General features: G+C 69.7%; 13 protein-coding genes. 6 read left to right on the top strand and 7 right to left on the bottom strand.

Going from position 1 to position 19,332, the window contains the following annotated elements:
* Positions 1-44: 44 nt before the first annotated feature.
* From ACIQMX_RS41060 to ACIQMX_RS41040, 5 genes are all read right to left on the bottom strand, one after another.
* Entirely contained in the window at positions 45-3,134 is a 3,090-nt protein-coding gene (locus tag ACIQMX_RS41060; RefSeq protein WP_402486467.1) for an alpha-mannosidase, read from the bottom strand.
* A gap of 66 nt (positions 3,135-3,200) precedes the next feature.
* Positions 3,201-4,379 carry a glycoside hydrolase family 76 protein gene (locus ACIQMX_RS41055; protein WP_402486465.1) on the bottom strand — a complete coding sequence of 393 codons (1,179 nt, stop codon included), beginning with the start codon at positions 4,377-4,379 and terminating at the stop codon, positions 3,201-3,203.
* Positions 4,380-4,446: 67 nt separating this feature from the next.
* The gene (locus ACIQMX_RS41050; protein WP_402486462.1) at positions 4,447-5,277 is read right to left on the bottom strand and encodes a carbohydrate ABC transporter permease; all 831 of its coding nucleotides are present in this window, start codon (positions 5,275-5,277) and stop codon (positions 4,447-4,449) included.
* A 2-nt stretch (positions 5,278-5,279) separates the two neighbouring features.
* Positions 5,280-6,221, bottom strand: a complete 942-nt coding sequence (locus ACIQMX_RS41045) for a carbohydrate ABC transporter permease (RefSeq protein WP_402486459.1) — start codon at positions 6,219-6,221, stop codon at positions 5,280-5,282.
* Positions 6,218-7,534: an ABC transporter substrate-binding protein gene (locus ACIQMX_RS41040; protein WP_402486455.1), complete on the bottom strand. Its 1,317-nt coding sequence runs from the start codon at positions 7,532-7,534 to the stop codon at positions 6,218-6,220. Before ACIQMX_RS41040 ends, ACIQMX_RS41045 begins: the two co-directional genes overlap by 4 nt.
* Positions 7,535-7,809: 275 nt before the next feature.
* Between ACIQMX_RS41040 and ACIQMX_RS41035 the strand changes: the two genes are divergently transcribed.
* From ACIQMX_RS41035 to ACIQMX_RS41020, 4 genes are all read left to right on the top strand, one after another.
* Positions 7,810-9,522, top strand: a complete 1,713-nt coding sequence (locus ACIQMX_RS41035) for a class I mannose-6-phosphate isomerase (RefSeq protein WP_402486453.1) — start codon at positions 7,810-7,812, stop codon at positions 9,520-9,522.
* Entirely contained in the window at positions 9,519-10,445 is a 927-nt protein-coding gene (locus tag ACIQMX_RS41030; protein ID WP_402486450.1) for an ROK family protein, read from the top strand. Before ACIQMX_RS41035 ends, ACIQMX_RS41030 begins: the two co-directional genes overlap by 4 nt.
* A 54-nt stretch (positions 10,446-10,499) precedes the next feature.
* Complete coding sequence (locus ACIQMX_RS41025; RefSeq protein ID WP_402486447.1) at positions 10,500-11,516, top strand: LacI family DNA-binding transcriptional regulator; 1,017 nt, start codon at positions 10,500-10,502, stop codon at positions 11,514-11,516.
* 66 nt (positions 11,517-11,582) lie between these two features.
* Positions 11,583-14,648: an alpha-mannosidase gene (locus ACIQMX_RS41020; protein WP_402486444.1), complete on the top strand. Its 3,066-nt coding sequence runs from the start codon at positions 11,583-11,585 to the stop codon at positions 14,646-14,648.
* A 418-nt stretch (positions 14,649-15,066) separates the two neighbouring features.
* Here ACIQMX_RS41020 and ACIQMX_RS41015 read toward each other — a convergent pair whose 3' ends face one another.
* Positions 15,067-16,953 (bottom strand): alkyl/aryl-sulfatase, encoded by a 1,887-nt coding sequence (locus ACIQMX_RS41015; RefSeq protein WP_402486441.1) that lies wholly within the window; start codon positions 16,951-16,953, stop codon positions 15,067-15,069.
* Positions 16,954-17,174: 221 nt separating this feature from the next.
* Here ACIQMX_RS41015 and ACIQMX_RS41010 point away from each other — a divergent pair, with 221 nt between their 5' ends.
* Both ACIQMX_RS41010 and ACIQMX_RS41005 read left to right on the top strand, forming a co-directional pair.
* Positions 17,175-17,504, top strand: coding sequence for a thioredoxin family protein (locus tag ACIQMX_RS41010; RefSeq protein WP_402486439.1), 330 nt, complete (start codon positions 17,175-17,177; stop codon positions 17,502-17,504).
* Between the two features lie 64 nt (positions 17,505-17,568).
* Positions 17,569-18,429, top strand: a complete 861-nt coding sequence (locus ACIQMX_RS41005) for a hypothetical protein (protein ID WP_402486436.1) — start codon at positions 17,569-17,571, stop codon at positions 18,427-18,429.
* Positions 18,430-18,543: 114 nt separating this feature from the next.
* Here ACIQMX_RS41005 and ACIQMX_RS41000 read toward each other — a convergent pair whose 3' ends face one another.
* On the bottom strand, positions 18,544-19,086 hold the full coding sequence (locus ACIQMX_RS41000) for a hypothetical protein (RefSeq protein WP_402486433.1): 543 nt from the start codon (positions 19,084-19,086) through the stop codon (positions 18,544-18,546).
* Positions 19,087-19,332: the final 246 nt, after the last annotated feature.

Genomic DNA, 19,332 nt, shown 5'->3' with positions numbered 1-19,332 from the left:
CGCGACAGGCGTCAACTTGATCGACAAGCGTACATGGCCTGGAATTACAGCCGCAGTAGCAGTGCGCAGGTGCCTAGTGTCGGCACGTCGATGGCAATCACGCCCTCCCGATCCGGGGCCAGGAGGTCACCGGCAGTGCCGAGGTAGTCGGCGGTGCGGGCCTCCGTGAAGGGGAAGCCCGGGGTGACTCGGCAGGCGACCGGTTCCTCGGCGAAGGATTGGAGCCTGACGAGTACCTGGCCGGGGGCCGGAACGGTGAGCCCCACGACGCGCACACGCTTGTCGCCGACCGTCAGCAACTCGTACGAGGCATCCGGGGCCCCGCTCTTCGCGCCCAGCGCGCGGACGGCGAGCAGCGGGCGGCTGCCGGCGGCGGCCGCGTGCATGCCGAGCACGGGGCCGCTCGTGTGCGTAGCCTGCCCGAAGGCCACGCTGTAGCGGAATATATGGTCGAACGCCTGCTGCGAGGGGAAGTTGGTGTCCCAGATGTTGTTGTGGACCCAGGAGAAGAGCGTTCCCGGCTCGTCCTGGGCGAGCGACTGCGGATAGGGCGCGTACGGGACGGCGATCCCGCCCACCTGGACGAGCGGGGCGTCCTGCGTGGCCACCGCCGCGACCACCGCCTCCTCCTCGAAGCTCACCCAGCGCCGTACCGCGCGCATGTGCTGTGCCGAGCCCGGTACGAGAGGCAGGCCGGTGCCCGTCATCCCACCGGTCGCCTCCATACGGACGGACGGCTGCCGCATCGCGAAGGGGAACGCGAAGAAGGCGCTCTCCTTGGTGAGCGTCGCCGGCTTCACGATCCGGTTCTCCAGATCGATCCGGGCCTGATCGTGCGGAAGATGGACGCGAACCCGCAGCCGCACGGTGCCGGCCGGGGCGCACTCGTAGACCAGGGTCTCGCCCGTGGCGTCGCGGAAACGGTCCACCAGCGCGGCAGGGGGCGCCACCGTCCGAGAGGCGAGGAGATGCATCGACTCATTCGCCGTGGTCTTGCTGGACTGGTGGTTGAACCCGCCGGCGGTGGCGTACTCGTCGTACACATAGGCGTTGAGCCCGACCGTCGCGTCCTGCCGCACGAGCTCCCGGCCGGTGCGCCTGTCGACCACCGAACCGATCCATGCTGACCGCAGGTCCACGCTCACCCGAAGGAACTCGTTCTCCAGGATCGTCGGTTCCCCGGAGGGGCTTTCCGGAACCATCGAGGGCTCTTGTCCCGGGACGACGTCCACTCGCACGGCACCGTGCGCCGGCACGCCCGCGAGCCGGAACAGCAGGAAGCGGCCCGCTGCCCGGTGTAGCTCGTTGGACTGCGCCTCCTGAGTGTGCGCCAGCACCGAGCCGTCCCGTGCGTCGAGCACGCGGACCGGGTCCTCCAGCGCGACCGTGCTCTCGGGCAGGAACAGCCGGACCGTCTCGGACCGCGGCCAGCTGCACGTATTGGTGATGTAGTAGCCCGCGAGCGTGCCCTCGCGCGGGGAGAGCCGGCCGCCGAGGGCCGCACCGGCACCGTCCAGGAGCGTCTTCGCGTCATCATGGGCGCGCAGCGCCTGGGCGTACTTCCAGTGCCACTGGCGCTCACCGGACGCATGGCCGTGGTCGCCGTGCGTCCAGGGGTCGCCGCCGCCCCAGGTGTGCTCGTTGAACAACGATGCCGCCCGGTAGACCTCGGGGGCCGACGCCGTGGTGCCGGACGCGGCCGCGCCGAAGATCTCGGCGTGCCCGGCGACCGTCTGGGCATCCGCCAGCGCCGCCTGGCCGTCCCGGGTGGCCGCCAGGGGGACCGCACCGGCACCCACCCCGTCCACCCACCAGTCGCTCCAGTCGCCCTCGAAGGTCTCCAGCCGGTCCCCGTAGCGGGCCTCCGCGTCGATGAAGAAGTCCTCGTTGCGTGAAGTCCGCAGGACCGGGAAGGCCCACTCCTCGTTCCACCGGCGCACGGTGTCTGCGATGATCCGGCGCGGCGGCCCGTTGTCCGCGAACTTCCCCAGCACCCGCAGATGCAGGACGTCCCACGGATACGGGTCGCCCTTGAACTCCTCGTCCAAGACCGGGAAGCCCGGGATACCACGTCCCTCGTGCGGGTACTGATGGTTGGCCAGCGCCGAGAGGTAGTGCGGCAGAAGATCGTCGACCCGGTCGTAGGACTCGTCGAAGCCCAGGATCGAGCCCTCCATGTACGCGAGCCCGTGCGGCGTGTCCGTGCGCCACACCAGGACACTGCGGCCGCCCGGCGCACGCCAACGGAAAAGCCGGGGCAGATCCCCGCCACCGGTGTGGTGCGGTACCGCCCTGCCCGCCCAGTTGTGGGCGACCGAGAGATAGCGGATGCCGCTGTCGGCGAGCACGTCGGGCAGGCCCACGACCTGACCGGGCACGTCCGTCTGCATGGCCGTGGTGATGTCGATGCCGTGCCGGGCGCGCAGTTCGCGTACCGGACGCAGAAGTTCGTGCAGCTCGTCCGTCGAGCAGGTTTCCGTGTGCAAGTTGAAGGGCATCGCGGTCAACTCGATACGGCCCTGACGCACCCGGTCCAGGAACTCGGCGACCTGCTCGGGCGGCCGGTTCGCCGACCAGTTCTCGAAGCTGAAGAATCCCTCGACGGCCCAGCGGAACTTCGAGGCGTCGGGGCGGTCGTCCGTGGTGCGGCACAGTTCGAGCAGGGAGTCGAGGTACTTGCGGCCCTCGGCGAGCACGGTCCCCTGGGGGTCGGTGTAGCCGATGTCGAGATGGGCGTGCTGCACCAGGTGCAGGGTCCAATGCCGCTGCGGGGTCAGCAGGACCTCGACGTGTTCGCCCGGGGCGAGGTCCGGCAGTTCGACCAGGACCGGCACCGGAGCGTCCACCTCGGGGACGAGCAGCCGGGTCTCGCCGTCCGGCCCCGGTATCAGCGCGCTGCGCACAAGCGTGCCGGACAGGGTGGTGACCACGACGCGGCCGACGGGGCGGCCTGTTTGGACGCGCACGGACTGCAGGAGCCCGCCGTCGCCGTCGTGGCGCAGCAGCGGTTCGCAGGAGAGCCGGACGGGGTGTCCGCCGAGTACGCCGGCGGCGCTCACACCGCGGTCACGCAGGATGTCGCGGGCGATGTCGGAGTCCCACCAGGAAGGGCGGGACAGATCGGGGCGGGGCATGGAGAGGGTTCTCCGCTCTGGCATGGTGCCGGTTCGATGCGTGGGTGGGGCCGGGAGTGGCCGGGGTCAGGAGGCGTCGGTGGCCAGGCCCGCGAAGATCTGGACCATCGCGGACTGTTCGAGGGTTTCGGCGGAGGCGTCCGGGTCGTAGCTGCCGCCGCCCGAGGGCTGGAACCGGAAGAGGCCGGTGGACTGATCGCGGTTCTCCTTCCACACGCGTTCCGCGTACGCGCTCTCCACCTGCCGGTACGCCGGATCGGGGCGAACCTCGTCCAGAACCCGGAGATTGTCGAAGTAGATCGCGTTGAAGATCGCCGGCTGGTCGTGCAGGCGTTCGCCCTGCTTCCAGTAGGCGAGCGACCCCTCGGCGTCCTGAACAGCCCGCTCGAGATACGTGCGGTCTCCCGTGGCCCGGTAGAGCGTGACGGCCGTACCGACCATGGCCCCCGAGTTGTACGTCCACAGGGTGGAGTTGACGGAACCGTCGTCCCCGAGGCTGTTGCGGTACAGCCCGGCGGACTGGCGCAGACACGACCAGTTCCACTCGTACCACCGCTGCGCACTCGTCAGGTAGCGGCTCTCGCGCGTCTCCTGGTGGAGTCGCGCGGCCAGTTCCGCGGCCAGGCCGGTGACGTTGGCGGCTCGCATGTTGTTGGCCGTGGAGTCGACCCAGTGCATCCCGCCGGGGCACGCCTTGGCCGGGTCGTTGTCCCAGCCGCGGCTGACGATGTCGAAGGTCGCCTTCGCCCGGCGCAGGTAGGTGGCGTCGCCGGTGGCCTGGTACTGGTCCAGCAGGGTCAGCCCGACGACGGAGTTGTCGTCGTAGAAGACGTCACCGCCCTGCCCGAGCGGTGCCGGGAGATACGAGTCGTAGCCGGGCCTGCCGTCGCGCGGTTCGAAGTACAGCTCCAAGGTGGTGAAGCGTTCCGCCGCGTCCGCTGTGTAGCGCCTGCCCGATCCAGGGAGGCCGGCCATGTCGACGGTTGCTGCCGCCGCTTCCCGCATCGGCCAGAGATAGGAGTGCGCGTTGTCGGCTTCGCGGTGCGGTGTCGCCTCCTGGTAGAGACCGTGGTTCTCCTTCCCCTGGTACAGATGCCGCTGGAGTGCGCCGTAGGTTTGTACGGCCCGGTCCTTCCAGGGGCCTGCCACCGGGTGGCCGGCCGCGAGGGCGGGGGAGGGACAGAGGGCGGCGCAGAGCAGGGGCGCTGCGGCCAGGGCGAGAGCGGTGCGAGCGGGGAGTTTCACCAGGATGCCTTTCGGGGATCGGCTCGGGGCGTCGGTGCGGGTTGCGTGCTCGGCGATACGGCGGGGCTCAGCCGAGCTTGAGGCTGCTGACGAAGAACCGCTGCGCCGCGAAGAAGAGGACGACGGTCGGCAGTGAGACCAGCAGGGCTCCGCCGAGGACCACCGGGGGACCGACGTTGGAGTAGTTGCCCTGGAGTTCGGCGAGCGCGGCCATCACCGGCCGAATGTTGCGGCTGGTGGAGAGCGTGATGCCGAAGAGCAGGTCGTTCCAGACGGCGACGAACTGGAAGACGAACGCGGCGATCATCGCCGACCTGGACAGCGGCACATGGATCTGCCAGAAGACCCGCCACCAGGAGGCGCCGTCCAGCCGCGCGGCCTCGATGACCTCGCCGGGCAGCGTCTGGGCGAAGTTGCGCATGATGAAGTACGCGAACGGGATCGCCACCGCCGCGTAGATGAGGAACAGGCCGATCTGCGCGTCGTACAGGCCGGTGTTGGCGTACGCGAGGAAGAGCGGCCGCAGGAAGACCTGGAGGGGCAGCAGGGTGCCCGAGTAGATCAGCCAGAACCACATCGTCTTGCGCTTGACCGGCATGATCACTGTGGCGAACGCGGCGGTCGTCGCCACCACGATGGCCGCGGCGGAGCTGGTCACCGCGTACAGCAGGCTGTTGCCCATGGCGGGGCCGAGCCTGGCCCGGGACCACGCCTGGGACATGTTGTCGAACAGGCCGAAGCCTCCGTGCGGCAGCCAGTGCGGCGCACCGCCGTATGCGGAGGCCGGTACCAGTGCGTTGACCAGGAGGAGCCAGGTCGGTACGGCCCAGAGGAGCGAGACGATCACCAGGACGGTGTTGCGGACGGCGGTGCCGGCGGAGACGCGGCGGATGGGCATGCTCAGACGCCTTTCGGAGTGAGCTGGCGCCGCAGGTACAGCCAGGAGGCCAGCAGCACGATGACGGTGAGGACGACGGCGACGGCCGCTCCGGCGCCGGGGCGCAGCGCGAGGAAGGTCTCCTGGTACATCGAGACGGCGAGCGTCTCGGAGCTCCGGCCCGGACCGCCCTGGGTGAGGACCCAGATCAGGTCGAACGACTTCAGCCCGTTCACCAGACTGCTGCCGACGACGATCACGGACACGGTCCGCAGCTGTGGGACCACCACGTACCAGAACTTCCGCAGCCCGTCGGCGCCGTCGAGGGAGGCGGCCTCCAGGGTCTCCGGCGGGATGGTCTGCAGACCGACCAGGAAGAGGATCACGGCCACCCCGGTCGCCTGCCAGGTGTTGGCGACGATCATGACGAGGGTGTTGCCCGGCCACTCAAGCAGCCAGCCCTGGGCGAAGGACCCGAGACCCAGTGCGCCCAGCGCCTGGTTGGCCGCCCCGTCCGTGGTGAGGATGAAGTTCCACACGACGGCCACGGCCGAGCCTGAGATGGCGTACGGCAGGACGACCAGGAGCCGCGCGACCCGGGACCACCCGGAGCCGTTCGTCATCACCGCGATGCCGAGCCCCAGGACCAGCGGCAGGGCGACCGTGCCGACCACCCACATCAGGGTGTTTTCCACGGACTTTGCGAGGACCGGGTCGCTGAAGAACAGTCCGTAGTTGGTGAACCAGGTGAAGCCGGAGACGCGGCTGTCGCTGAAGAAGCCGCGGTACAGCGTCATCACGAACGGCGTGAGCAGCAGACCGGCCACGAGGAGGACGGCCGGGGCCAGGAACCCCGCACCGGCTAGCCGGTCCCTGAGCCGCCGTGAGGGCGCGCGCACCGGGGGAGTGGGCGGTGCGGCGGGTGCGGTGGTGTCGGCGCGGCGCGCGTCGAGGGCCGATGTCATGACTCGTCCTTGTTCCACGCGGCCCATTCCTTGGCGGCACGGCTCGCCATGCTGCGCAGCGTCGCCTCGGGCGACATGGCATGAGTCATGAAGGCTCCCAGGTCATCGGTGTTTCCCTGCATGAGATTGGGCGGTCCGGACTGGCCGTAGCGGGGCAGCTCTGTCCAGCGTTCGTCCAGGGCTCGCCTCCTGAGCCGGGCGAGCACCGGATTCGAGGTGACCGACTTCGGGTTGGCCGAGCCGTCCTGGAGGAAGTCGGTCCACACCCGCTGGACCGACGGGTGCAGCCAGTGGCCCACGTTGGCCATGGCGGCGTCGTGCGACACGGCCTTCTCCGGGACGGCTAGTACGCCCGCCTCGGTGATGACGGACCGCTTGGTGGAGGCGTCGACGGGAGGCAGGACGAAGGCGTCGAAGTCCTCGCCCGGTTTCATCCCTGCCGCCGCCAGTCCTTGCGACTGCCATGAGCCGTGCAGGAACATGCCGACCTTGCCCGATTTCAGCGCGGCCGGCCCGTTGTTCTGGTCGAAGTCGGCCGGGGTCGTCCAGCCCTTCTTCATGAAGTCCTGCCAGATCTGCATGGCCTTGTGCGCCTGCGGATCGGTGTACCGGGCCCGGCCCGAGATCAGATCCGCGTAGAACACCGGGTCGACCTTGCTGACCAGCTCCTCGAACCACTCGTAGGCGGGCCAGTTGCCGCTCTGCGTGGCGACGAACGGGACGACACCGGACTTCTTGAGAACCTCCGCCGTGTGCAGCAGCTCGTCCCAGGTCTCCGGCGCCCGCAGTCCGTGCTTGTCGAAGACGTGCGTGTTGTAGAAGAGCACGTAGTACGACTGGTAGAGGGGCATCCCGTACACGGCGCCCCGGTAGGACATCGCGTCGCGCAGGGACTTCGTCACCCAGCCCTTGCGTTCGTACGCCTCCCACAGCTGCGTCAGGTCGCTGAGGCTGCCGGTGCGGGCGAGCTGCTTGAGGTTGTATCCCGACTGCCACTTGATCAGATCGGTCGCCTTGGTCGTCTGCAGCGAGATCTGTGTGACCTGGGTGTAAGCGGTGGGATTCGGGTTCGACAGGGGGCGCAGCGCGTAGCCGGTGAGCTTCTTCAGCTCGCGTCCGGCGGCCACGTAGCCGTCGTCCCAGGTGGCGTTGTCGTTGGCCAGGGACGTCGTCCCCGGCTTCGCGGCGGTGCTGTCGCCCCGCGCGCAGCCGCCCGCGAGTGCGGCCGCCGCGCCGGCCCCGAGGCCGGCCAGTACGGTGCGCCGGCGGAGCGGGTGAGACGACTGCTCTGTCGTCTCGCCGGTTGATCTCATGGGCTCACTTCCCTCTGGACCCCGGCGGGGGTCCCTGGCTCCGGTGCGCGGTGGGGGGGGAGGCCACCGGATGCGCGTACGGCGGGCATTTGCGGCCCTCCGGGTTGCCAGGATGTTAACGACACCATCTGGCTGAAACAAGAGGTTCTCCCTGAGGTCATGGAAAACAGCTGTTAGATGAACGATTATTCGGTCGCTTTGAAGTGCGCCTTGTTCGATCCTGAGTGTTATCGATACCATGCTCCTGCTTGCCGGTCCCTTCCCCAGGAGCTCCTGTGCACCAGCCCCGTCCCTATGAACGCAACCCCCGGTACGCCGTCACCTGCGGCGCAGTCGTCACCGGCTGGACCGCCGCGGTCGCGGATGTACCCACGACGCCCACCGTCCTCGCGCTGGACGGCCCCGTCGCACTCGACTGGGAGAAGACCGCCGCCTCCCTCGCCGCTGCCCTGCGGGCGCGCGGTACGCAGGTCGCGCTCTGCGACGTGCGCGGCCTGTGGTCGGCCGAGGCCGTCCAGCGACTCTGCGTCCCCGGCGCGGAGGCGGACCCGTTCTTCCTGCCGCTCGCCGAGTTCTCCATGGACGACCTGTTCGGGACGCCGCCCGTCCAGCAGCGCCCGGAACACGGCGTCCTGCTCGTCTTCGGCCCCGGTGCCGCGCTCGCCGAGCCCGATCTGCTGTGGTGGGCCGACCTGCCGAAGCGGTACGCCGAAGAGGCCGTCACCCGCGCGGAACTGCCCATCGGTGTCAATCTGGGCCGACCCGGCACCCCCGGTGAGCTGCGCAGTCTCTTCTACACGGACTGGCCCGTCGGCGACCGCCATCGCGACCGCCTTGCCCCCCGCATCGACCGCTGGATCGACCTTCAGGGCGAAGAAGGTCCGGCCTCGCTGGACGGCGCGGCCGTACGCGCCAGCCTGGCTGCCCTGGCCTCCGGCCCCGTCCGCACCCGTCCCTTCTTCAACTCCACCCCCTGGGGCGGACAGTGGGCCGTCCGGGAACTCGGCTTCGAGCCCCGCAACGGCAACACGGCCCTCGGCTACGAGCTGATCGCTCCCGAAGCCGGAATCCTGGTCGGCCAGGACGAGAATGCCCAGGTGGAACTGCCCTTCCAGTTGCTCTGCGAGCTCCACCCCGAGACGTTCCTCGGCCCGGACGTCCACCGGCGCTTCGGCACGTCCTTCCCGATTCGCTTCGACTACCTCGACACCGTCGGCGGCGGCAACCTCTCCCTGCACCTGCACCCCAGGGAGCAGTACATGCGGGAGACCTTCCGGTGGCCCTACACGCAGCATGAGACGTACTACGTCACCGCATGCGACCCCGGTGCGCAGGTCTACCTCGGGCTGCGGGACAGTACGGACGTGACGGTCATGCGCGAAGAGGTCGAGGCTGCCGCGTCGGAGGGAACCCCGCTGCGCGTCGAGGACCACGTGATGAAGCACCCGGCCGACCCCGGGCAGCTCTACATGATCCCGGCCGGCACCCCGCACGCCTCCGGTGAGGGCAACCTGGTCCTGGAGATCAGCGCCACCCCCTATCTTTACTCCCTGCGCTTCTACGACTGGCTGCGCAAGGGCCTCTCCGGCGCCCCCAGGCCGCTGTCCTCCGCGCACGCCTTCGCCAACCTCGACACCGCCCGGCGCGGCGACGACGTTCTGAAGGAACTCGTGCAGGAGCCGAGGACCGTACGGGAGGGACAGGGCTGGCGCGAAGAGGTCATCGGCGCGCTCCCCGAGATGTTCTACGCGGTGCATCGCTTCGTGATCGAAGGGCCCGAGCCCGCCGAGGACGACACCGACGGCCGCTTCCACATCCTCAACGTCTCCTCGGGCGGCGGCGTGATCGTGGAGACCGACGGGGGAGACCGGCACCACCTGGCCTTCGCCGAAACCCTCACCGTCCCCGCCTCTGTGGGCGGGTACCGGCTCCACCCTGTGGGAAGCGACCCGGTGCACGTGGTGAAGTCCCTGGTGGCGCCGGCATGAGCCGTGTCCCCGTACTGGAGATCGGCGGCACCCATGTGACAGCCGCGGTCGTCGACACTGCGTCCGCGCAGCACGCCCCGCTCGCCGCCGTACGGCGGCCGATCCCGGCCGACGCACCGGCCGGCCGGCTCCTGGACGCGATCGCCGCCGTCGGTGACCAGGTGGGCGCACCGGCGGGCGCCCACTGGGGCGTGGCGATACCCGGCCCCTTCGACTACGAGACCGGTATCGGCCGCTTCCGCGGAATCGGCAAGTTCGAATCGCTGTACGGCGTCGACGTGGGCGCGGAACTGCTCGTCCGGCTGCCCGGCGCACCGCGAGGTGTCAGCTTCGTCAACGACGCCGACGCCTTCGCCATGGGCGAGTACCGGGCTGGCGCGGCGGCAGGGCGGCGCCGGGTCGTGTGCATCACGCTCGGAACCGGCGTCGGCTCCTCGTTCCTGGACGGCGGACGGCCCGTGGTCGACGGCCCCGACGTACCGCCCGGCGGCCGTGCCCACCGACTCAGCGTGGACGGGCTCCCCCTGGAGGAGGTCGTCTCGCGCCGGGCGATCCGCGGGTTCTACGTCACCGCTGCGGGACTCCCCGGCGATGGCCCCGCCCCGGACGTGCGCGACATCGCGGCGTCGGCCCGCGCCGGCGAGGCGCCCGCACTGCACACCATCCGGCACTGCTTCGGCGCCCTGGGACGGGCCCTCGCGCCCTGGTGCGAGCGGTTCCGGCCGGACCTGATGGTCGTCGGCGGGTCGATGGCCGGGTCCTGGGACCTCGTCGGACCCGCCGTCCGCGACGGCTTCGAGGCATGGGCCCCAGGGGTCGCACCCCCGGCGGTCACGGCACTGCGCCCGGCCGACGCGCCCCTGGTCGGCGCCGCCCACTGGGGCCTGCACAAAGCAGCCGGCGCCCTTCGGGCTCCGACCTAGAATGACCGCGTCACCGACCTCGAATCAGTCCACGAACCCGCAGGAGAACCGCTCATGGCACAGCACCGCGCGGGCGACAAAGGCGCCCCGACGATGCGCGACGTCGCCGCGAGCGCCGGGGTCAGTGCCATGACCGTCTCCCGTGTGCTCAAGGACGACGCCCGAGTCAGCGGCAGTACTCGGGAACGCGTACTGGCCGCCGTCGAAGCGCTGGGCTACCGGCGCAACGAGACAGCGCGCAGCCTGCGCCTGGGCGGCAGCGGGATGATCGGACTCGTCGTCACCAACCTCGCCAACCCGTTCTACTCTCGCCTGGCACTCGGCGTGCAGGAAGTGGCGTCCGAACACGGCCTGCGCGTTCTGCTCAGCAACACTGCCGAGCAGGTCGACAAGGAGCGCGTGCTCGTCGCGGACCTGGCCGCCCGTCAGGTCGACGGCATGATCGTCGTCCCCGCGGGGAGCAGCCACCGGCACCTCGGCCCCGCGGCGCTGCGCGGCATGCCCATCGTCCTGGCCTCCAGGCCGCCCGCCGGGATGGACGCCGACTGCGTTCTGGTCGACGACTTCGGCGGCGCGGAACAGGCCGTGGAACAGCTGATCGCGGACGGCCACCGCCGCATCGGCTTCCTCGGCAACCCGCCCGCGTTGTACACCGGCGCGGAACGGTTCCGCGGCTACTGGGCGGCCCACGAGGCGGCCGGGATCGAGCCTGCCGAGAGCCACGTACGGCGGGGCCTTACCGACGTACCCGGCGCCGAGGCCACGGCACGCGGCCTGCTCGACGCCCCCGACGCGCCGACCGCGCTCTTCTGCACCAACAACCGGCTGACGCAGGGCGCCATCCGCGCCGTGCACGCACTCGGTAGCCCGGTCGCGCTCGCCGGCTTCGACGACTTCGACCTGGCCGACGTTCTCGGCCTGCCCCTGACGATCGTGTCGTACGACGCCGACGAGATCGGCAGACGAGCGGGCCAGATGCTCATCGACCGCGTCAACGGCTCGCCCGCCGAACCGATCCCGGCCCGCAGAACCGTCGTACCCACCCGCGTCATCCGCTACGGGACGCACTGACCGGGACGCCACCGCCCTCTCCACGGCACCGGTCTGCCCTCTCGCCCTTCACTCCCCGGAGCACCCATGCACCACGACCGAACCGTCACCGAACGCAGGGTCGCCCGCGTACTCGACCTGCGTCTGAGGCCCGCCGTGTACCGCGAGAGCCTTCCGCTCGACATCGCCGTGTGGAAGGTCCCCGGCGAACCCGTACCCGTCTCCGAGGGGATCGGCGCGCCGTACGAACCGGTCCGCACGGGCACACCGTGGGGCCCTGCGTGGACGACCACCTGGTTCCGGATCAGCGGTACCGTCCCCACCGACTGGGCCGGGCAGCGCATCGAAGCGGTCCTCGACCTCGGCTTCGGGGCCACCCAGCCGGGCTTCTCCGCCGAAGGGCTCGTGTACGGGCCCGACGGAGACCCGGTCAAGGCACTCAACCCCCGCAACGCGTGGCTGCCGATCGCCGAGTGCGCCGAGGGCGGTGAGGAGTTCGTCTACTACATCGAGGCGGCCGCCAACCCGGTCATCTTCGATTCGGGCAGCGGCGGCGACCCCTTCGTGCCCACCCGGGCCGGCGACGTTCCCTCCTGGCTGCGCGGTGAAACCGCCCCGGAGACACCGCTCTACCGGCTGACCCGGATGGACCTCGCCGTCTTCGACACCACCGTCTGGGAACTCGTACAGGACCTGGACGTCCTGTCCGGGCTGATGCACCAACTGCCCGAGGACTCCAGCCGGCGCTGGCAGCTGGTGCACGCCGTGGACCACGCCCTGGACCTGATCGATCTCCAGGACATCGCCGGAACGGCCGAGCGGGCGCGCGAAGCGCTTGCACCCGCGCTTGCCGCACCCGCGCACGCCGGGGCGCACCGCGTCTCCGCCGTGGGCCACGCGCACATCGACACCGCCTGGCTCTGGCCCGTACGGGAGACCGTCCGCAAGGCGGCCAGGACCGTCTCCAACGTCACGGCCCTGATGGACGACCACCCCGGGTTCCGCTTCGTCATGTCGCAGGCCCAGCAACTGGCCTGGCTCAAGGAACAGCGGCCCGAGGTCTTCGCCCGCGTCGCGGAGAAGGTCCGCACCGGACAGTTCATCCCCACCGGCAGCCTCTGGATCGAACCCGACACCAACCTCTCCGGCGGAGAGTCCCTCGTGCGCCAGTTCGTCCACGGAAAGCGCTTCTACCTGGAGGAATTCGGGGTCGAGACCGAGGACATGTGGCTGCCCGACACCTTCGGCTACAACGCGGCCCTGCCCCAGCTCATGAAGCTGGCCGGCATCAAGTGGTTCCTCACGCAGAAGATCTCCTGGAACGCCACCAACTCCTTCCCGCACCACACCTTCTGGTGGGAGGGCATCGACGGAACCCGCATCTTCAGCCACTTCCCGCCCGTCGACTCCTACAACGGCGACCTCTCCGGCGCCGACATCGGGCACACCGAACGCAACTTCCGGGACAAGGGGCCGGCCAACCGCTCCCTCGTCCCGTTCGGGTACGGGGACGGCGGCGGGGGCCCCACCCGCGAGATGCTGGCGCGTGCACGGAGGCTGGAGGACCTGGAGGGTTCGGCCCGCGTCGAGATGGAGGGCCCCGCCGAGTTCTTCACCAAGGCCCAGGAGGAGTACGCCGACGCACCCGTGTGGTCGGGCGAGCTCTATTTGGAGCTGCACCGCGGCACCCTCACCAGCCAGCTCGCCACCAAGCAGGGAAACCGGCGCAGCGAGCACCTGCTCAGGGAGGCCGAGCTGTGGTCCGCGACGGCGGCCCTGCGTACGGGTCTGCCCTACCCGTACGAACTGCTCGACCGAGTGTGGAAGACGGTACTGCTCCACCAGTTCCACGACATCCTGCCCGGCACCTCGATCGCCTGGGTGCATCGCGAGGCCGAGGCGGTCTACGCCGAGACCGCCCGTGAACTCAGCGAGGTCATCGACTCCGCACAGCGCGCACTGGCGGCATTCGGCGCGGAGGGGACGGCCCACGCAATCGTGTTCAACGCCGCACCGCACACCCGTGACGGCATTCCCGCACTCGGCGCGTCCCTCCGCGAGCGTGGTGCGCGGCCGGTCGAACCCAGCGCCGTCCAAGGCGGCGGATTCGTCCTGGACAACGGCCTCGTACGCGTCACAGTGGACACCCGCGGCCTGATCACCTCCGCATACGACCTGAGCGCCGGACGCGAGGCGCTCGCACCCGGCAGGGCCGGAAACCTCCTCCAGTTGCACCAGGACTTCCCGAACCAATGGGATGCCTGGGACGTCGACACGTTCTACCGCAACACCGTCCGCGACCTGGCCGAGGCGGACGAGGTCGTCGCCGTCCCTGGAGGCATCCGGGTGGTCCGCAGCTTCAACGCCTCCCATATCACCCAGGTACTGCGCCTCGATGAGGGCAGCCGCCGCCTCGACATCGAGACCGACGTCGACTGGCAGGAGCGCGAGAAGATCCTCAAGGCTGCGTTCCCGCTCGACGTGCGAGCACTGGAGTCCAGCGCCGAGATCCCCTTCGGCCATGTCCGGCGCCACACCCACACCAACACCTCGTGGGACAGCGCCCGCTTCGAGATCTGCGCCCACCGCTACCTGCACGTCGAGGAACCCGGCTGGGGCGCGGCCCTCGTGAACGACTCAAGCTACGGGCACGACGTCACGAGGGACGTGCGGTCCGACGGCGGAACCACCACGACCGTACGGCTTTCCCTTCTGCGCGCCCCCGTCTTTCCGGACCCCGACTGCGACCGGGGCGCACACCGGTTGCGCTACGGGCTGGTCATCGGCGTGGGGCTCCAGGACGCGGTCCGCGAGGGATACCGCTTCAACCTTCCCGAGCGCGCCGTACCCGGCGGAGCGCCCGTCGAGCCCCTGGTCCTGCTGGCCGACGAGGCCACGGCTGATGTCGTCATCGAGACGGTCAAGCTCGCCGATGACCGGTCGGGCCGTGTGATCGTCCGCCTCTACGAATCCGCAGGCGGTCGCGCACGGATCACCCTCAGGACCGGCTTCCCCCTGGCAGGCGTGCACATCACCGACCTCCTGGAACGGGAACTGGCAGACGAACCTACGCCGGGCGTCGAGGGCAGAGACATCGACCTGTCCCTGCGCCCCTTCCAGATCCTGACCCTCTGTCTGACGCCGGCAGAATGAGGTGGGGCTCACGGCGCGGGCGTCTTCCCGAGCGGTCCGCATAAAGGAAACAGCCGAGGACCACAGCATGGGCAGGCCGCGGTCCTCGGAGGCCGCTTACGCCGGCATGTGCCGCTGATGGGGGATCGGTCGACGGGTAACGCCTCCTCGCACTGCCCGGCAGAGCAGCGCGAGGACAACAGCGGGCCGGCCTCGCCACGTTCGAAGACAACCGCCGCCTGGAGGCATTGCAGGACAAGGTCTGGGCGACCGGCCGTGGCCAGGGAGGTGTACGCCCTCAGAGCTGACGCCCGCGGCTATGCCGGCTGCACCAGCCAGTCGGCGGCCACGGGCTGCGCGTGGTGCGGCTGGGCCGTCGGCGGGCCTGCGTCGCGGGTGGTGCTTGCTTGTCGGCCCGCCCCGCCTCGTGGGCCGCGTGTCAGGGGGTGGTGATGGAGAAGTCTGGGTCGCCGGGGTCGAGGAGGCTCGCGAGGCGGGTGAGCGTTGCGGGGTCGCCCGTGATGTCGATGCCGGCTTCGGTCAGGGCGTCGGGGTTGGGTCCGTGCGTGGCGAGAGCGGGCAGGGCCCGGGCCGGTGCCGCGAGTGTCACGTCCGCGTCGCCTTGCTGGGGTGCGGCGCTGTAGGTCAGCGCGCCGTTGGCCAGGCGCAGTCGGTAGCGCTGGTTCGTGTCGGTCACCACGACATCGATGGTCAGTTGCTCGTCCCAGGCCCGCGGGCCGTCGATCTGGATGGCGAGGGCGTCGAAGAGCATCTCGGGGGTGAGGGCGGAGAGGACGTCGGCGGAGCCGGAGACGGTGGGTGTGCCGAACTTTCCCTCGCGCAGTTCTGTGGCCCCGGAGAGGTAGATGTTGCGCCAGACGCCATTCTCCGCGCCGTAGCCGAGTTGCTCGAAGGTGTCCGCGAGCAGTTCCCGGGCCGGCATGTGGTCGGGCTGTGCGAACACGACGTGGCTGAGGATCTCGGCCACCCAGCGGAAGTCACCGCGGTCGAAGGCGGTGCGGGCCTTGGCGACGACGGCGTCCGCGCCGCCGCCGAGTTCGACGTACCGCTTGCCCTGCTCAACGGGCGGGTGCTGCCACAGGTGGGCCGGGTTTCCGTCGTACCAGCCCATGTAACGCTGGTAGATCGCCTTGAGGTTATGGCTCACCGAGCCGTAGTAGCCGCGGGCGTGCCAGGCGTGTTCGAGCGTGGGCGGCAGCTTGAGCTCTTCGGCGATCTCGATGCCGGTCCAGCCCTTGTTGATCAGCCTCAGGCACTGATCGTGCAGGTAGGCGTACAGATCACGCTGCTGGGAGAGGAACTTCACGACGCGTTCGTTGCCCCAGATGGGCCAGTGGTGGGAGGCGAAGACCGCCTCGGCCTCGTCGCCGAACAGGTCGATGGTCTCGGTGAGGTAGTGCGACCAGGCGTGCGGGTCGCGGACGAGCGCGCCGCGCAGGGTCAGCAGGTTGTGGAGCGTGTGGGTCGCGTCCTCCGCCGAGCACAGCGCCTTGTGGTCGGGGAAGTAGACCAGGAACTCCGCGGGCGCCTCGGTACCGGGGGCCATCTGGAACACCATCCGCACACCGTCGACCGTCTCGGTCTGCCCGGTCTCGGTGATGTCCAGCGTGGGGGCGATCAGCGTGATGCTGCCGGTGGATACGGTCTGAGCGAGACCGGTGCCGATCGCACCGTGCGCACTACGGGCCAGCGCCGCACCGAACATGTAGGCCGAACGCCGGGACATCGCGGTCCCCGCGTACACGTTCTCCGACACGGCGTGCTCCGTGAACTGCGCCGGGGCGATGACCGGCACACGCCCGGCATCGACGTCCTCCTGCGTGGTGACTCCGCGGACGCCGCCGAAGTGGTCGACGTGCGGGTGGGTGTACAGCACACCTGTGACGGGCCTGTGCCCGCGGTGCTCCCGGTAGAGGGTGAGCGCGGCCGCCGCCGTCTCCTGCGTCACCAGTGGGTCGAGCACCAGGACGCCCGTGTCGCCTTCGATGAACGTCACGTTGGCCAGGTCGAAGCCGCGCACCTGGTAGATGCCGGGGACGACTTCGAACAGGCCCTGGATTGCGTTGAGCGTGGACTGGCGCCACAGGCTCGGATTCACGGTCTCCGGGGCGTCACCCCGCAGGAAGTCGTAGGTGTCGTTGTCCCAGACCACGGTGCCGGCGGCGTCCGTGATGGCGTTCGGCTCCCGCTTCCCGACGAGGCCGCGCCGTGCGTCCTCGAAGTCCTGGGTGTCGTCGAACGGCAGGCTGTTCAGCAGAGCCTGGTTCTGGCTCGCGACGGTTGGAGAGACTGGCTTCGGCGTCATTGTCATAGCACCCATATTGCCCGCATTTACGTATTTTGTTTGTGCTCGGGGGTGTGACGCTCGTGAGCGTGTCCGGCCGCACCGCGGGCCCGCGGTCGAGCGCCGAGGGGAACGCCCGTAGCAGGCGTAGCCCGCAGGTGTGCTGTCCTGGCCGGCCGGGAGTGACGCGTCTGTCCGTGGGGAGTGTGGGAGCGCATCTATGCTTCCCGCGGACGGAGAACGTGTTGAGTGGCAGCGTCGTCGAGGTGACCGACAGCTCGTTTCCCGAGCGGGTACTCGACACCCAGGGGCTTGTGCTCGTCCATTTCTGGGCCGAGTGGTCCGGGCCGTCGCGGATGATGGCGGCCGAACTCGAAGAATTCGCCCCCGACTACGCGGGCCGGCTCGCCGTCGTGGCGCTGAACATCGACTACAACCCGGAAACGGCGCCCAGGTACGACATCAAGGCCATCCCGTCGCTCCTGCTGTTCAAGAACGGCACGGTCGAAGGGGCCAGGGGCGGAGCGCTGTCGAAGGCGCAGGTCACGGAATTCATCGACGCGTACCTCTGACCGGCCTCATGCAACCGAAAGGGCACACTTCGTGATCCGGGAACGTCTGTCACGATGGGTCGCTGTGCTGGCAGCGACACTCGCCGCGGCCGTACTCGCTGCCCCGCACACCGCTGCGGCCGAAACGGTCGGCACCCGCAGCCAGAACAGCTCGGTCAGCATGTCGACGACCACCGCCCACCCCGGCGAGACCGTCGCTTTCGATGTGACCCTCACCAACACCACCGCCGCAAGTCAGTACTCCGGCCTGTTCCTGTGGACCGATGCATCCCTGTTCGACGCGCCGGGCAGCTGCACGGTGCTCTCCGGGCCCGCCCCCACCTGCGAGATCGACCCGGACGGCGGCACACTCGCCGTCGAGTACGTCTGCGCGACCGAATGCCGCATCCCCGCGAACTCCACAGCGAGGGTGCGGCTGACCACCACCGTCCGCCAGGACGCACAACCCGGTACCTACACGCTCGCGCCCAGCGGCTCGGTCGGGGACCACGAGAGCGTCTTCACCCCCGGCAGCGCCACCTTCCAGGTCACCGGCGAAGCCGACATCGCCGTCGGGCTGACCGCGACCGCCCCGGCGGTCCCCGGCGACACGATCGTCTACCGGCAGACGGCCACGAACAACGGCCCTGCCACCGCCGACGGAACGGTGACCACGACCCTGTCCGACCGGACGACAGCGGTGAGCGACCTGCCCGCCGACTGCACGTACGACCCGGCCGGCAAGACGGTGGCCTGCTCGTTCAGCGGCCTCGCCCCCACCGCCACGACGTCCAGCACCTTCACCGCGAAGTTCGGCGTCCTCACCGTGGGCCCCCTTCCGGCCACCGCCACCCGCACCAGCAGCAACCCCGCGGACCCCGACGACACCAACGACAGCGCCGGCGCGAACTGCACCGTGGTCACCGGCCTGTTCATCAGGTGCTGAGCCGGCCACCTGCGCAGCGGCGACGGATGCCACATCGCGGCCCCGGAGGCACGTGAACACGGGAGAGGCGGGGCGCCACCATGCGGCGTCCCGCCTCTCCGTGACCCGGCCATTTCAGACCGATGTGAGCTCCAGGGTGCCCACCGGGAGGTAGAGGCTGGAGACAGTCCCGAGACCGAGGGTGCACAGGGTGATGTCGGTGGACACTCCGGTGTAGTTGACCACGACGGTATCTCCGGCGAACACCCCGGCGGTGACGACTCCTGTGGCGGTGACGGTGTAGACGCCGCCGGCCGCGACCCGGGTGTAGTTGGTGCTGAGGGTGCTGGTCTGCCCGGTGTTCCAGGTGATCGTGTACGTGAACGTGCCGGGTCCGAGCAGGTCGGCGCAGCTGGTCGTGGTCGTCGCGGACGCGCTGCGCGTCCCCGAGGTGATGTCCGGATGCGACAGGGAGACGCAGGGCCCGTAGAGGGCGGTCGTCGAAACGGTCACGGTCTGCGGCGTGAGGGTGAGCGGAGGGCTGTAGCTGTTGAGGACGCTCGTCGGCGGCGCGCACGTCATGTCGAGCACGCCCGCACTGGCTGGTGGGGCCAGGAAGGCGACCGAACCGGCCCACATGACCAAGGTCGCGACGAAGAGCCGCAGTACGCGTTTCATGTCCGACTCCTGTAACTCGGTGGCACCCACCCGAGACAGCCTCCGGCGACCCCACGGTCGCTTCGTCCATCTCTCTCGGAGAGTCCCAGAAGCCCGGTATTTGTCAACACCTGGCTCGTCGCACTCAGTTCGCCGGGGCGTGAGACCGTTCAGTAGCTGTTTCCGATCCCAGGTTCTGGGTAGATTTGCGCCCTAGCCTGGACCGGTGTCTGAGGGCGCTGAGAGGGCCGGGGAAAGGGACTGTCG

Origin of the sequence: Streptomyces sp. NPDC091416, assembly GCF_044756845.1 — a bacterium.
GTDB lineage: Bacteria > Actinomycetota > Actinomycetes > Streptomycetales > Streptomycetaceae > Streptomyces.
Note: the sequence above shows the minus strand (reverse complement) of the source record. Positions and strands in the feature narration are given on the sequence as shown.

What these genes read in the sequence shown, in the direction of transcription:
- ACIQMX_RS41030 (WP_402486450.1), top strand. Translation starts at nt 9,519, where the DNA reads ATGAGCCGTGTCCCCGTACTGGAGATCGGCGGCACCCATGTGACAGCC.
- ACIQMX_RS41060 (WP_402486467.1), bottom strand. Translation starts at nt 3,134, where the DNA reads ATGCCCCGCCCCGATCTGTCCCGCCCTTCCTGGTGGGACTCCGACATC.
- ACIQMX_RS41050 (WP_402486462.1), bottom strand. Translation starts at nt 5,277, where the DNA reads ATGCCCATCCGCCGCGTCTCCGCCGGCACCGCCGTCCGCAACACCGTC.
- ACIQMX_RS41040 (WP_402486455.1), bottom strand. Translation starts at nt 7,534, where the DNA reads ATGAGATCAACCGGCGAGACGACAGAGCAGTCGTCTCACCCGCTCCGC.
- ACIQMX_RS41025 (WP_402486447.1), top strand. Translation starts at nt 10,500, where the DNA reads ATGGCACAGCACCGCGCGGGCGACAAAGGCGCCCCGACGATGCGCGAC.
- ACIQMX_RS41015 (WP_402486441.1), bottom strand. Translation starts at nt 16,953, where the DNA reads ATGACGCCGAAGCCAGTCTCTCCAACCGTCGCGAGCCAGAACCAGGCT.
- ACIQMX_RS41000 (WP_402486433.1), bottom strand. Translation starts at nt 19,086, where the DNA reads ATGAAACGCGTACTGCGGCTCTTCGTCGCGACCTTGGTCATGTGGGCC.
- ACIQMX_RS41020 (WP_402486444.1), top strand. Translation starts at nt 11,583, where the DNA reads ATGCACCACGACCGAACCGTCACCGAACGCAGGGTCGCCCGCGTACTC.
- ACIQMX_RS41045 (WP_402486459.1), bottom strand. Translation starts at nt 6,221, where the DNA reads ATGACATCGGCCCTCGACGCGCGCCGCGCCGACACCACCGCACCCGCC.